We start from the raw sequence: 13,598 nt of genomic DNA, 5'->3' as shown, positions 1-13,598 counted from the left end.
AGCCCCGCATCTCTCAATGCGGGGCTTTTTTTTCACTCAACGCCGGATCAGTTGGCCGTCACGACCGCCTGACCACTCAACGCCAGGTCCAGCAGTTCGCGGTTGGCGACCGCGTACATGGCGTAATCGGTGCCGCTGGCGGCACGGATGTCCACCAGCATCGCACGCCAACGGTCAACCATGCTGGCATGCTGCTCCAGCCACAGCGCCAGGCGGGTTTCCACGTCCTGGGAGCCATCGCCTTCCTGCAGGACCGAGATGGTGATCGCTCGTTGCTGCCAGTCGATGTCATCGCGGAACGCTTCGCGGGCCAGTGCCTGCCAGTTGTTTTCCACCGGCAAGGCGCTGATCTGTTGCAGGTACCAGGTGATGTCCAGGGCGCTGCCCACGGCGAAGTAGGCCTTGGCCACATCGGCGGCGTTCTGGCCGGTGACGTCGGACGCCTCGATGATCGGCAGCAAGGTGTACAGGTGGGTAGTGCCTGCAACCATGCGCGCCAACAGCTCCGGCACGCCGGCCGCCACGTAGGCCTGGTAGCGGGTCTGCCAGCCTTCGCGGGTCGGACCTTCCAGCAACTCGTCGAGCTTGAGGCCCAACGCCGCCAGGTGCGGACCGAAGTGCGCCACGTCACGGGCAGCGTTCTGCTCGTTGCGGCGGCTACGCAGGAACCAGCGCGTCGCGCGACGACCCAGGCGCATCAGTTCGTCCATCAGCTCCAGTTGCACGTCGGCCGACACCTGGTGGTCCAGGGCTTCGATCTGCCGGAACCAGTGCGGGAGATGGAAGATATCCCGAACAATTACATACGCACCCGCAACATTCGCCGGGCTCATGCCCGTCGACTCCTTGAGCCGCTGAACGAAGGTGATGCCCATGTGGTTGACCAGGTCGTTGGCGATCTGGGTGCTGACGATCTCGCGCTTGAGGCGATGACGACGCATAGCCTCGGAGAACTTGCTCACCAGTGTCGGCGGGAACGCAGTCTCCATGTCACGGGTCAGGTAGTCGTCATCCGGTACCAGGGAGTTGAGCAGCGCTTCCTTGAGGTCGATCTTGCTGTAGGAGATCAGTACCGACAATTCGGCACGGGTCAGGCCATGGCCCGCCGCGACACGCTCAGCCAGCTGCTCTTCGGCTGGCAGGAACTCGATGGCGCGATCCAGCTTGCCGCGAGCTTCCAGGTCGTTCATCAGGCGCTTGTATTCGGCGATCCGCACAAAGGCGCGACGGGCCGCCAGGGACAGGGCCTGGGTTTGCTTGTAGTTGTTGCCCAACACCAGGCCACCGACTTCGTCGGTCATGCTCGCCAGCAACTGGTTGCGTTGCTTGTCGGTCATGTCGCCGGCCTGCACCACTTCGTTGAGCAGGATCTTGATGTTCACTTCGTGGTCGGAGCAGTCCACACCGCCGGCGTTGTCGATGAAGTCGGTGTTGGAGCCGCCGCCATTGAGGCCGAACTCGACGCGACCCAGTTGGGTCATGCCCAGGTTACCGCCCTCGCCCACCACCTTGCAGCGCAGTTCGTTGCCGTTCACGCGCAGTGCATCGTTGGCCTTGTCGCCGACATCGGCGTGGCTTTCGCTGCTGGCCTTGACGTAGGTGCCGATACCGCCGTTCCACAACAGGTCCACCGGCGCCTTGAGCAAGGCGTTGAGCAGTTCGGTCGGGGTCAGTTTGTCGGCCTTGATGTCGAAGCGTTCTTTCATCTGTGGCGAGATGGCAATGCTCTTCGCGCTGCGCGAGAAGATACCGCCGCCTTCGGACATGATGCTGGTGTCGTAGTCGGTCCAGGCCGAACGCGGCAGGTCGAACAGACGCTGACGCTCGGCGAAGCTGCTGGCAGGCTCCGGGTTCGGGTCGATGAAGATGTGCAGGTGGTTGAATGCCGCGACCAGTTGCAGTTTGTCCGACATCAGCAAACCGTTGCCGAACACATCGCCGGCCATGTCGCCGACACCCACCACGGTGATGCTGTCTTCCTGGACATTGATGCCGCGTTCGCGGAAGTGGCGCTGAACGCCAACCCACGCGCCCTTGGCGGTGATGCCCATTTTCTTGTGGTCGTAACCCGCCGAACCGCCGGAGGCGAACGCATCGCCGAGCCAGAAGCCGTAGTCGATGGCGATGCCGTTGGCGATGTCGGAGAAGGTCGCCGTGCCTTTGTCCGCCGCCACCACCAGGTACGGGTCATCGTCGTCATGACGCACGACGTTGGCCGGTGGCACCAGGGCGCCGTCCTTGAGGTTGTCGGTGATGTCCAACAGGCCCGAGATGAAGATGCGGTAGCAGGCGATGCCCTCGGCCGCGATCTCGTCACGGCTGCCGCCCAACGGCAGGCGACGCGGCAGGAAGCCGCCCTTGGCGCCCACCGGCACGATCACCGAGTTCTTCACTTGCTGGGCCTTGACCAGGCCGAGCACTTCGGTGCGGTAGTCTTCTTCACGGTCGGACCAGCGCAAGCCGCCGCGAGCAACGTTGCCGAAGCGCAGGTGCACGCCTTCGACCCGCGGCGAGTACACGAAGATTTCGAACTTCGGTACGGGCTTTGGCAGTTCCGGGATCAGGTGCGGGTTGAACTTGAAGCTGAAGTAGGACTTGTTCTGGCCGTGAGCGTCGGTCTGGTAGAAGTTGGTCCGCAGGGTGGCCTTGATCAGGTCCAGGTAGCGACGCAGGATGCGGTCTTCGTTGAGCACCTGGACGTCGTCCAGGGCCGTAAGGATCGCCTGCTCCAGGCGCAGCTGCTTGTCTTCCAGGTCGTCGCCGCTGAGCTTGCGCGCCAGGTAGAAGCGAGTCTTGAACAACCGGGTCAACTCGCGAGCGATGTCGGTGTGGTTGTTCAGGGTGCTGGCGATGTACCCCAGGTCGAAGCCCAGGCGGATCTGCTTCAGGTAACGGGCGTAGGCACGCAGCAGCGCCACGTCGCGCCATGGCAGGCCGGCGGTCAGCACCAGGCGGTTGAACGCATCGTTCTCGGCATCGCCACGCACGATGTGGACGAAAGCGTCCTGCAGGGTGTCGTTGAGCTGCTGGATATCCAGGTCCAGGCCTTCGGCGGCGGTGAACGCGAAATCATGAATCCAGAACTCGCGGCCATTGGTGTGGCGCAAGCGGTACGGGAACTCGCCCAGCACGCGCAGGCCGAGGTTTTCCAGGATCGGCAACACGTCGGACAGCGCCAGCGGCGTGTCGGCGTGATACAGCTTGCAGTGCAGCTCGCGCTGGCCGGAGACCTGGCCCAGTGGCTGGTAGAAGCTCATGACCAGCGGATTTTTTTCACTCAGGCTCAGCAAGTGCTGCATGTCGACCACGGCCGAGTGCGCGGCAAAACGCTCACGGTAGCCGGCCGGGAAGCCTTTCGGGAAATCAGACAAGACGTTGGTGCCCTGGGCTTCGCCGAAGCTTTCGATCACCAGGTTGGCGTAGTCGTCCTTCCAGCTGCGGCAGGCCTGCACCACTTCTTTTTCCAGCAGCACCGGATCGATGTCGAGACGGTTCTTCGGGTCAACCCGCAGGATCAGCTGTACACGGGCCAGCACGGATTCGGAGAAGAACGTCCAGAATTCGCAGTCCGACGCCTTCAGGCGATCCATCAGCACTTGCTGGATCTTCTGGCGCACTTCGGTGGAATAGATATCGCGAGGCACATAGGCCAGGCAGTAGCAGAAACGGCCGTACGGGTCTTTGCGCAGGAACACGCGGATCTTGTTGCGTTCCTGGATCTGCACGATGGACATCACGGTGCTGAACAGCTCGTCCACCGGGGTCTGGAACAGGTCGTCACGGGGCAGCACTTCGACCACCTGGGCCAGTTCCTTGCCCAAGTGCGCCTTGGCCTGGAAGCCCGAGCGACGCTCGACTTCCTCGACCTTGCGGCGGATGTACGGGATGACCCGCACGCTCTCGCCATACACCGAGGAGGTGTACAGGCCCATGAAGCGGCATTCCTTGATGACCTTGCCGTCAGCGTCGATCACGCGGATCGACACGTAGTCCGGGTAGGCTGGACGGTGTACGCGGCTCGGATGCGCGGCTTTGGCGAACGACAGTGGGGTCGGTTCGCGCAGGTAGTTGACGGCGTAGTCTTCGATGCGCAGGTCATCGGCGGTGAGTCCGGCGCGCAGCAGTTTGGTCAGGCCGAGGAACGAATCGGGGTTGTACTCGATGTGGCCGCCATCGGCTTCATCACGCACCACGAACTCTTCGTAGCCGAGGAAGGTGAAGTGGTTGCCCACCAGCCATTCCAGGAAGCTCTTGATTTCATTTTTTTCGTCGGTATCGATGGCGTAGGCGCTTTCGTCCAGGCCAACCAGGATTTCCTGGACCTTGGCTTTCATCGGTTCGAAATCAGCCACGGCCACGCGCACTTCGCCCAGCACTTGCTCAAGTTCCTTGCTCAGGACGTTGAGTTCGGCGGCGTTGGCGCAGCGGTCGATTTCCAGGTACATCAACGACTCTTGCAGGATGTCGTCGCCCTGGGTGCCTTTTGGCAGGACTTCCAGCAACTCGCCCTTGCTGCCGCGACGCACGCTCAGCACGGTGGTTTGCAGGGTATGGATGCTGTAGCCGCGACGGTTCAGTTCGGTGCGGACCGAATCCACCAGGAACGGCAGGTCGTGGTGCAACACTTCCACGGCCGTGTGGGTCGACTGCCAGCCGTGGCGTTCATAATCGGGGTTGTAGACACGCACCTGCGGTTGCGCGTGATCGAAGCGCTCAAGCAGGCGCCAGGCAGACAAGGTGCAGCCGGCGAGGTCGGACAACCGGCGCTGGGTAAGTTCATCGAGGGAAATGATGCCGAAGAATTGTTCAGCGAACAGCGCCACTTGTGGCAGTGCCTGTTCACTGATGTGCTGCGCCAGTGCCGCCTGCAGTTGATGCTGGAAGTCGGCTTTGCTGGCTGCGGTGAAGAACGCCATCTGTGGTACTCCGCTTGGGCTTGTTATTGATGAAAGCGTCGCGTGCAACCCCTTACGGGGCTATTGGCCATCCCGTTCCTGATTCTCGGGCAGAGGAAACAGGATGACAGGTGGGTGAAGCTGGACGAGCCCCGCAGGTCACATCCTTTTCCATGTAATTTCACGTCATGGACACCTGCAAAAAACGCCCCTGGGGTGGCCTTTGCAGGTGCACATCCGTTGCGCAGCTTACCGAGTGCGACAATGTGCCTGCTTGCAACGCTGCGACATATTCGGTCATCGGCTAGCTAAACAGCCCCTGCGCATCGAACAACCCTAGCAGGCTGGGGGCCAAACGGCACCCCGAGGCGGTAAACCAGCAGAAAATCCTTCGGGCTGGCAGAATCCACTTTTTGCACCCCCGCAGGTGCACTCGATCCTGGAGCCATCACCATGAAAATGACCACCGCCCTTCTGATCGCCAACCCGTGTGATGAAGAAGAAGACAACATGGCCATGCTCTGCTGCCACAGCGCCCTGGGCGAAATGTTCCTGATGACGCGCTACCCCGACGAAGACGAACTGGAAATCACCCTCGACGGTGAACCCTCGACCCTGGATGGCGTGAAGGTGACGCTGAGCCCGACCTTGCTCAGGATCGAAATCGCTGCGGCGGACGCCGATGCGCTCAATGGCGATGATGTGCTGGAAATCAGTCACAACAGTGATGCGGCGGACCTGGCGGAAGTGGAGTTGACCTTGCAGAACATTCTCCGGGGCACCGGGACTTATATAAGTCAGCTCTGAGTTCAGCCGCGCCAGGGATTCAGAATAGGAGTCGGGCAGCTCTTGTGGCGAGGGAGCTTGCTCCCGCTGGGCTGCGCAGCAGCCCCAAAAACCACACACCATGATCTGACAGCCAAACCGCGCCAGCACGAATTACGACTGCTGCGCAGCCGAGCGGGAGCAAGCTCCCTCGCCACACGGGTTCGCCAGGGTCTCGCCATCGCACACTCCTTACCACGAGGTGAACCACCGTCGGTCGCTCTCGTATCAAGGCACCCTTGACGACCGACCGGATTTTGATGTTTCCTGAAACCGGTTTCAGAGCCGCTAAATAACTCCAATAAGCAGGTTTCTATCCGTGAATTCTTTCTCCGCCGCCCAGCGCAGCCGTGTGACCATGCTTGATGTCGCCGAACGCGCCGGTGTCTCCAAGGCCAGTGTCTCGCGTTTCATTGGCGAGGACCGCGCCCTGCTCTCCGAGGCCATCGCCCGGCGCATCGAGCAGGCGATCAGCGAGCTGGGCTATCGCCCCAACCAGATGGCCCGTGGCCTCAAGCGCGGACGTACACGCTTGATCGGCATGCTGGTGGCCGATATCCGCAACCCTTATTCAATTGCCGTGATGCATGGCGTGGAAACCGCCTGCCGTCGCCATGGCTACAGCCTGGTGGTGTGCAACACCGACCGCGATGATGAGCAGGAACGCCAGCACCTGGCGTTGTTGCGGGCCTACAACATCGAAGGGCTGATCGTGAACACCCTCGGTCATCACCGTGAGGAACTGCTCGAACTGCGCGGTGAGATGCCCCTGGTGTTGGTGGATCGCAAGGTCGATCGGCTCGAAAGCGACCTGGTGGGATTGGATAACCCGGCCGCCGTCACGATGGCGCTCGACCACCTGGAACAACGGGGGTACCGCGATCTGCTGCTGGTGACCGAGCCCTTCGACGGCACCAGCTCGCGGATCGAGCGAGTCGACAGTTTCAAGGCCGGCATCGAGCGGCGCCCTGCCCTGACCGGCGCCGTGGTGGACACCTGCGATCAGTTGACAGCACGCATCAAGACCTTCCTGGCCCAACCGGGTCATGGCCCCAAGGCGTTGTTCTGCGCCAACGGCATCGCCGCGTTGGCCGCCACTCAAGTATTGCGCGACCTGGGCTGCCACTTGTTCGACGACGTGGGCCTGATCGCCCTCGACGATCTGGATTGGTACCCGTTGGTGGGTAGCGGCATTACTGCCCTGGCCCAACCGACGGCCGAGATTGGCGCCAGTGCGTTCGAGTGTTTGCTCAAGCGCCTGCGTGGCGACAACGGGCCGGTGCGGACCCTGGATTTTGCGGCGCGGTTGATTGAGCGTGGGTCGACGCTTGGGAATGGTCAGTGATGGTGAGGGCCCTATCGCGAGCAAGCTCGCTCCCACACTGGATCTGCGTCGCACTGAAGATCCCTGTGGGAGATCCCTGTGGGAGCGAGCTTGCTCGCGATAGGGCCCTGAAGCACACCCCCTTTTTTTTGAACGCTTTTTTTTGAACCCTTTTTTTGAACAGAACTGAAACCGGTTTCAGAGGTACAACAACAATGAACAAACCACCCGTTTCCATCAGCCTTTCCAGCTACGGCGCCGATCTGGTGCGGCAACATGGCCAAGGCAGCTTCATCAATCTGCTGGCCGCTGCCGGCGCCTCGCGGATCGAATGGCGCGAAGAATTGCTCACCACCGAACAGCCCGCTGAATTGGCCTCGGACGCCCAGGCCCAAGGTCTGCAAAGCATTTTTTCGTCACCCCTTGAGTTGTGGCTCGCGGGTCGGTCCAAACCTAATCCCGCCCTGGCGCCTACCTTGCAACGTGCCGAGGCGTTCGGCTCGACATGGCTGAAAGTCTCCCTCGGTCACTTCAGCGATTCTCATGACCTGTCAGCCTTGGCGGATGTGCTCGCCGCAAGCCCGGTGCAGTTGCTGGTGGAAAACGACCAGACCTTGCAGGGCGGGCGAATCGAGCCGTTGCAACGGTTCTTCGCCGCAGCCGAGCAGCAAGCGCTGCCCATCGGCATGACCTTCGACATTGGCAACTGGCAATGGCAGGACCAATCGGCGGCCGTGGCGGCCCGGCAGCTCGGACGGCATGTGGCATATGTGCATTGCAAGGCCGTGGCCCGGCGCGCCGACGGCAAACTGATTGCCGTGCCTCCGGCGATGGTGGACCTGCATCTGTGGGAACAGTTGCTCAAGCAGATGCCAGCCAGCGTGATGCGTGCCGCCGAGTACCCGCTGCAAGGCGATGACCTGCTGCAATTGACCGCTGAACATGTCGCCACTCTTGCCCGCCTCGGGCAGCCACGCCGGGAGCCTGCCCATGTCTGAGTTCGATGTGTTGTCGTTCGGCGAAACCATGGCGATGCTGGTGGCCGACCAGAACGGTGACCTGGCCTGCGTCAACCAGTTTCATAAACGCATTGCCGGGGCCGACAGCAATGTGGCCATCGGTCTGTCGCGACTGGGCTTCAAGGTCGCGTGGCTGAGCCGGGTCGGCGCCGATTCCCTGGGACGTTTCGTCGTGCAGACGCTGGAGAACGAAGGTTTGGATTGTCGTCACGTGGCGGTCGATCCGGAACGCCCCACCGGCTTCCAGTTCAAATCCCGCACCGACGACGGCAGCGATCCGCAAGTCGAATACTTCCGCCGCAGCTCGGCGGCCAGCCAGCTGTCGTTCGCATCCATCGCAGCGCCGCTGCTGGGTGCCCGTCACTTGCACGCCACCGGCATTGTGCCAGCGCTGTCGCTCACCGCCCGGGAGATGTCCTTTGAGCTGATGACCCGCATGCGCGAGGCCGGTCGCAGCCTGTCGTTCGATCCCAACCTGCGGCCAAGCCTGTGGCCCAGTGAGTCGATGATGATTCGCGAAATCAATCGCCTCGCCGCCCTCGCCCACTGGGTCTTGCCGGGTCTCAGCGAAGGCCGCTTGCTGACCGGGTACGACGAGCCCGCCGACATCGCCGCGTTTTACCTGGACCAGGGCGCCGAAGCCGTGGTGATCAAGCTCGGCCCGGACGGCGCCTATTACCGCACGCCGCAGGACCAGGGTGTTGTCGCCGGCGTGCCGGTGGCCCGCGTAGTGGACACTGTGGGTGCCGGCGATGGCTTTGCCGTCGGCCTGATCAGTGCGTTGCTCGAAGGACGCGCCATCACCGAGGCCGTGCAACGCGCCAATTGGATCGGCAGCCGCGCGGTACAGAGCCGTGGGGACATGGAGGGATTGCCGACCCGCGCTGAGTTATTGGCTGAATTTGAAACCGCCTATCGCGAGCAAGCTCGCTCCCACATGGGATCGAGTTAACCCCTGTGGGAGCGAGCTTGCTCGTGATAGAGGCCACCGCAAAACACACCTGCTGCAAACAAAAACAACAAGCTCAGGAGTCAACGACATGCAAACGCTCAACCTCGCCACCCGTCGCTGGTGGTACATCATGCCCATCGTGTTCATCACCTACAGCCTGGCCTACCTGGACCGGGCCAACTACGGGTTCGCCGCCGCCTCGGGCATGGCCGAGGACCTGATGATCACGCCGGGGCTGTCGTCCTTGCTGGGCGCTCTGTTTTTCCTCGGTTACTTTTTCTTCCAAGTGCCGGGGGCGATCTACGCGCAGAAACACAGCGTGAAAAAACTGATTTTCGTCAGCCTGATCCTCTGGGGCTCCCTGGCGACGCTGACCGGGGTCGTCTCCAACGCGTACTGGCTGATCGTGATCCGCTTCATGCTCGGCGTGGTCGAGGCCGCCGTGATGCCGGCCATGCTGGTGTACCTGTGTCACTGGTTCACCCGGGCCGAACGCTCGCGCGCCAACACCTTCCTGATCCTCGGCAACCCGGTGACCATGCTGTGGATGTCGGTGGTATCGGGTTACCTGGTGCAGCAATTCGACTGGCGCTGGATGTTCATCATTGAAGGCCTGCCGGCGGTACTCTGGGCCTTTATCTGGTGGCGCCTGGCCGATGATCGTCCATCCCAGGCCAAGTGGCTCAGCGAGCAGGAAAAACACGACCTGGAAAGCGCACTGGCGGCTGAACAGGTCGGCATCAAGGCGGTGAAGAACTATGCCGAGGCCTTCCGCTCGCCCAAGGTCATCATCCTGGCGCTGCAGTTTTTCTGCTGGAGCATTGGGGTCTACGGGTTCGTGCTGTGGTTGCCGTCCATCCTCAAGGCGGGCTTGCAGATGAGCATGGTCGAGGCCGGTTGGCTGTCGTCGTTGCCGTACCTGGCGGCGGTGGTCGGCATGCTGGTGGTGTCCTGGGCCTCGGACAAGGCCCAGAAGCGTAAGCGCTTCGTCTGGCCGCCGCTGCTGGTCGCGTCCATCGCGTTCTATGCCTCGTACCTGCTGGGGCCTGAACATTTCTGGTGGTCCTACAGCCTGCTGGTGGTCGCCGGGGCTTGCATGTATGCGCCGTACGGGCCGTTTTTTGCCATCGTTCCGGAAATCCTCCCCGCCAACGTCGCCGGCGGTGCCATGGCGCTGATCAACAGCATGGGCGCGCTGGGTTCGTTCGGCGGCTCGTACCTGGTGGGTTACCTCAACGGCTCCACCGGCTCCCCTGGCATGTCCTTCCTATTGATGAGCGGCGCGTTGCTGATGGCCGTAGTGCTGACCCTCGCCCTCAAGCCCGGCGCCAGCGACCGGGCCGTGCCGAAAACCGCGACGCCACACTCGGCGCCCGCCCATTCCTGAATCGAGACCCCTCCATGAAAAAGCACGTGGTGTTGTACAAGGCGCTGTCAGCGCAATTAATGGCCCGTTTGCAAGCCCAGGCCCAAGTCACGCTCATCGAGCGCCTCAACGCGCAGGGCCTGGTGCAACTGCGCGAGGCCTTGCCAAGCGCCCATGGCTTGCTGGGTGCCAGCCTCAAACTGGACGCGCCGTTGCTGGACCTGGCGCCGAACCTGCAAGCCATCGCCAGCGTCTCGGTGGGGGTCGACAACTACGACATCGACTACCTGACCGAACGCCGGATCCTGCTGACCAATACCCCGGACGTGCTCACCGAAACCACCGCGGACACCGGTTTCGCCCTGATCCTGGCAACCGCCCGCCGCGTGGTGGAACTGGCCAACCTGGTGCGCAGCGGCGGCTGGCAACAGAGCATCGGCCCCAAGCATTTCGGCAGCGACGTCCATGGCAAGACCCTGGGCATCATCGGCATGGGCCGCATCGGCGAAGCCTTGGCCCAGCGCGGGCACTTCGGCTTCGGCATGCCGGTGCTCTACCACAGCCACTCGCCAAAACCCGCGGTCGAGCAGCGTTTCAATGCACGCTATTGCAGCCTCGAAACATTGTTGCAGCAGGCGGACTTCGTTTGCCTGACCTTGCCCTTGACGGCTGAAACCCAAGGACTGATCGGCGCCCAGGCGTTTGCCCGAATGCGTCCCGAGACCCTCTTCATCAATATCTCCCGGGGCAAGGTGGTGGACGAAGCGGCCCTGATCGACGCCCTGCGCAGCGGCCAGATCCGTGGCGCGGGGCTGGACGTGTTCGAGCGCGAGCCCTTGAGTGCGGATTCGCCGCTGTTGCAACTGGATAATGTGGTGGCGACACCGCACATGGGCTCGGCCACCCATGAGACACGGGAAGCGATGGCGCGTTGTGCGGTGGATAATCTGCTGGCGGCATTGGCGGGTGAACGGCCGGTGAATCTGGTGAATGCGGGGGCGTGGGTAGGCTGAGCAATCAGCCAAGCACGGCTGTGGCGAGGGAGCTTGCTCCCGCTCGACTGCGCAGCAGTCGCAGGCCCGGCGGGCGCGGTGTGTCTGGGGAACCGCGCCGGCTCGGTTTGGGGCTGCTGCGCAGCCCAGCGGGAGCAAGCTCCCTCGCCACAATGGTTAGCCGAAAAATACGGCCGACTTTCAGGGTGTGTGGACGCCCCTTAAGTTAACCCCCTACAAAACCTGACTTAACAAATGTACATAAAAATCCGCGGCAGATTTTCCTTCAGATACGTCTTACCGATTGTCAGGAAGCCCCCTACATCAACGTCGGATGTTGCGCTCTAGCTCATCCAGAAACCTGCTGCTATTCATATAACTCAATGCGCGCGCCCTTCGGTGCCGCTAACACGCCAGTTAATGCCTAAATCGCAATTCCTCACGGACGGTCGCATGCTATCTATACAAATGCTTATTAGAACTGCATGCGAAAAACATACGTCACTTCTGATATTAACCGTCGCGACAATCGTCGCACTCAAACTCATCACACTCGCCCCACCACTGTTACTTGGAACCATCATCGACACCCTGCAAGGCAACAGAAATCCAGCCTCCAGCACGCTGCTCGCACTGACGATAGGCCTGATTGTTGCGGGATGTATTCATGCCATCATCACTCCACTGCAAACCCATGCGCTGTCCAAGCTGGTGCAGAGCATTATCATGAACGCTTCCATCGAGTGGATCACTGAACTCATAGGCAAGGAATTTTCGTTATTCAACTCCTGGAGAATCGGCCACTTCATCAAATCGGTCGAGCGCGGCATTACGGCTCACGAACAACTGCTGACTTTCATTGTGACCATTGCGCTTCCCGTACTCTTGGAATTCATAGTTGTTGGAGCTGCTTTTATTTACATAGGGGGCAGTGAAATTTTTTTGAGCATGACGGCGTTCGGAGTTATCTATCTGGCTGTCACCCATAAAATTATCAGATGGCGGAGAAAGCACATTGATGCGGTCAATGAACAGGAAGATGAATTAAGTGCCCACCTCTACAACACCCTTAACGCCGGAAAAGTCATAAAACTGGAAAGCACCATACCTACGGCCCTGCGCCCGTTGAACGCGGCGTTCGGAGGCTATGCCAACGCTGCGGTGACTACAGCATCATCGGGCGGCCTGCTGAGCACCGCCAAGATACTGTTCGTAAGCCTTTCCACTGGGGGATTGCTCTACTGGGGCGTCGTGGACCAACTGTCGGGTCAGCCCAGTATCAGTGTCGGGCAGTTGGTTGCCATTTTTTCAATCGCGGGGAGTTATCTGCTGAGTATTTCAACCTTGACTGAAGGGTATCGTGTTCTTGATCAGTTCCTTGCAGACCAGCGTCAATTTCAGGGTTTGCTATCACTTCCGGATTTCGATTGCAGCAATCGGCTGGCGCGGGTTGATTTCCAGCGGTCCTCAGTCCTGGAGCTCGGCCCCTGCGAAGTGGCAGGAACGGGACCGCTTCGCCTGTCGATCAAGCGCTTCCTGGCATTTACTCAAGGGCAGTCAGTGGCCGTTACGGGCCCTAGCGGCGCAGGCAAAACCACTTTTCTGGAAGTCCTCGCCGGGCTTGATGCATCAACGCGAGACCAACTGAGTATCGACTCGGTACCGGTCTCACTTTTGACCGGTCAAGCGCACTTGGACGCCTTGAGATACTGCCCCCAACAACCACGGTTTCTGGAAGGCTCTTTTGAACAATCTGTCCTGTTCGGAGGCAGCGCGTCGCCGATTCTGTCTAGGGCCATACGGCAACTGGAACTGGATGAGATCGTGACAACAAGGCAGGTCAGCGAAAATGCATCGAATATCTCCGGAGGCGAAGCCAAACGCCTATCGCTGCTGCGCCTGATCAACAAGCCCGGAAAATTCAATATGTTCGACGAGCCAAGCGCATCCATCGAACCTAGGCTGACCACGCCCCTTTGGGAGCTGTTATTCGACGTTTTTGCCGGGCAGGGGTTGATCTGTGTCACCCATGACGTTGACCACCTGCATCGGTTTGACCGGGTCATTGTGATGCATGACGGGGCAATCGTGGAGGATGGTCCGTGGCGGGAGCTGATCGAAAGGCCAGCAGTCAAGCTGCTGGTGGATGAGATTCGAACCCAGAATTAGCGAAATAGGGTGCTGGATCTGCTGCCGTCATCGCGAGCAAGCTCGCTCCCACATTG

General features: G+C 61.0%; 8 protein-coding genes. 7 read left to right on the top strand and 1 reads right to left on the bottom strand.

Annotation, left to right across the window (positions count from 1 at the left end):
* Positions 1–47 precede the first annotated feature (47 nt).
* Positions 48–4,916, bottom strand: a complete 4,869-nt coding sequence (locus CD58_RS12425) for an NAD-glutamate dehydrogenase (RefSeq protein WP_025213319.1) — start codon at positions 4,914–4,916, stop codon at positions 48–50.
* Between the two features lie 432 nt (positions 4,917–5,348).
* On the opposite strand from CD58_RS12425, the gene CD58_RS12420 reads away from it, so the two are divergent.
* The 7 genes from CD58_RS12420 to CD58_RS12390 all read left to right on the top strand — a co-directional run bounded on the left by CD58_RS12420 (position 5,349) and on the right by CD58_RS12390 (position 13,542).
* Positions 5,349–5,702: a hypothetical protein gene (locus tag CD58_RS12420; protein WP_025213318.1), complete on the top strand. Its 354-nt coding sequence runs from the start codon at positions 5,349–5,351 to the stop codon at positions 5,700–5,702.
* Positions 5,703–6,039: 337 nt separating this feature from the next.
* Positions 6,040–7,065, top strand: coding sequence for a LacI family DNA-binding transcriptional regulator (locus CD58_RS12415; RefSeq protein WP_025213317.1), 1,026 nt, complete (start codon positions 6,040–6,042; stop codon positions 7,063–7,065).
* A 194-nt stretch (positions 7,066–7,259) separates the two neighbouring features.
* Positions 7,260–8,042 (top strand): sugar phosphate isomerase/epimerase family protein, encoded by a 783-nt coding sequence (locus CD58_RS12410; protein WP_025213316.1) that lies wholly within the window; start codon positions 7,260–7,262, stop codon positions 8,040–8,042.
* Complete coding sequence (locus CD58_RS12405; protein WP_025213315.1) at positions 8,035–9,015, top strand: sugar kinase; 981 nt, start codon at positions 8,035–8,037, stop codon at positions 9,013–9,015. The genes CD58_RS12410 and CD58_RS12405 overlap by 8 nt, the downstream gene beginning before the upstream one ends.
* Positions 9,016–9,103: 88 nt before the next feature.
* A complete protein-coding gene (locus tag CD58_RS12400; RefSeq protein WP_025213314.1) occupies positions 9,104–10,402 on the top strand; it encodes an MFS transporter in 1,299 nt (432 codons plus the stop codon).
* A 14-nt stretch (positions 10,403–10,416) separates the two neighbouring features.
* Complete coding sequence (locus tag CD58_RS12395) at positions 10,417–11,394, top strand: 2-hydroxyacid dehydrogenase (protein WP_025213313.1); 978 nt, start codon at positions 10,417–10,419, stop codon at positions 11,392–11,394.
* 432 nt (positions 11,395–11,826) lie between these two features.
* Entirely contained in the window at positions 11,827–13,542 is a 1,716-nt protein-coding gene (locus CD58_RS12390) for an ATP-binding cassette domain-containing protein (RefSeq protein WP_025213312.1), read from the top strand.
* Positions 13,543–13,598 lie beyond the last annotated feature (56 nt).

The organism is Pseudomonas brassicacearum (assembly GCF_000585995.1).
GTDB lineage: Bacteria > Pseudomonadota > Gammaproteobacteria > Pseudomonadales > Pseudomonadaceae > Aquipseudomonas > Aquipseudomonas brassicacearum_A.
The sequence above is the reverse complement of the archived record's forward strand: the minus strand, read 5'-3'. Positions and strand labels throughout refer to the sequence as shown.

Bases quoted from the DNA above. Each gene is read 5' to 3' on its own strand.
- CD58_RS12425 (WP_025213319.1), bottom strand. From the start codon at position 4,916: ATGGCGTTCTTCACCGCAGCCAGCAAAGCCGACTTCCAGCATCAACTG.
- CD58_RS12420 (WP_025213318.1), top strand. From the start codon at position 5,349: ATGAAAATGACCACCGCCCTTCTGATCGCCAACCCGTGTGATGAAGAA.
- CD58_RS12410 (WP_025213316.1), top strand. From the start codon at position 7,260: ATGAACAAACCACCCGTTTCCATCAGCCTTTCCAGCTACGGCGCCGAT.
- CD58_RS12405 (WP_025213315.1), top strand. From the start codon at position 8,035: ATGTCTGAGTTCGATGTGTTGTCGTTCGGCGAAACCATGGCGATGCTG.
- CD58_RS12400 (WP_025213314.1), top strand. From the start codon at position 9,104: ATGCAAACGCTCAACCTCGCCACCCGTCGCTGGTGGTACATCATGCCC.
- CD58_RS12395 (WP_025213313.1), top strand. From the start codon at position 10,417: ATGAAAAAGCACGTGGTGTTGTACAAGGCGCTGTCAGCGCAATTAATG.
- CD58_RS12390 (WP_025213312.1), top strand. From the start codon at position 11,827: ATGCTATCTATACAAATGCTTATTAGAACTGCATGCGAAAAACATACG.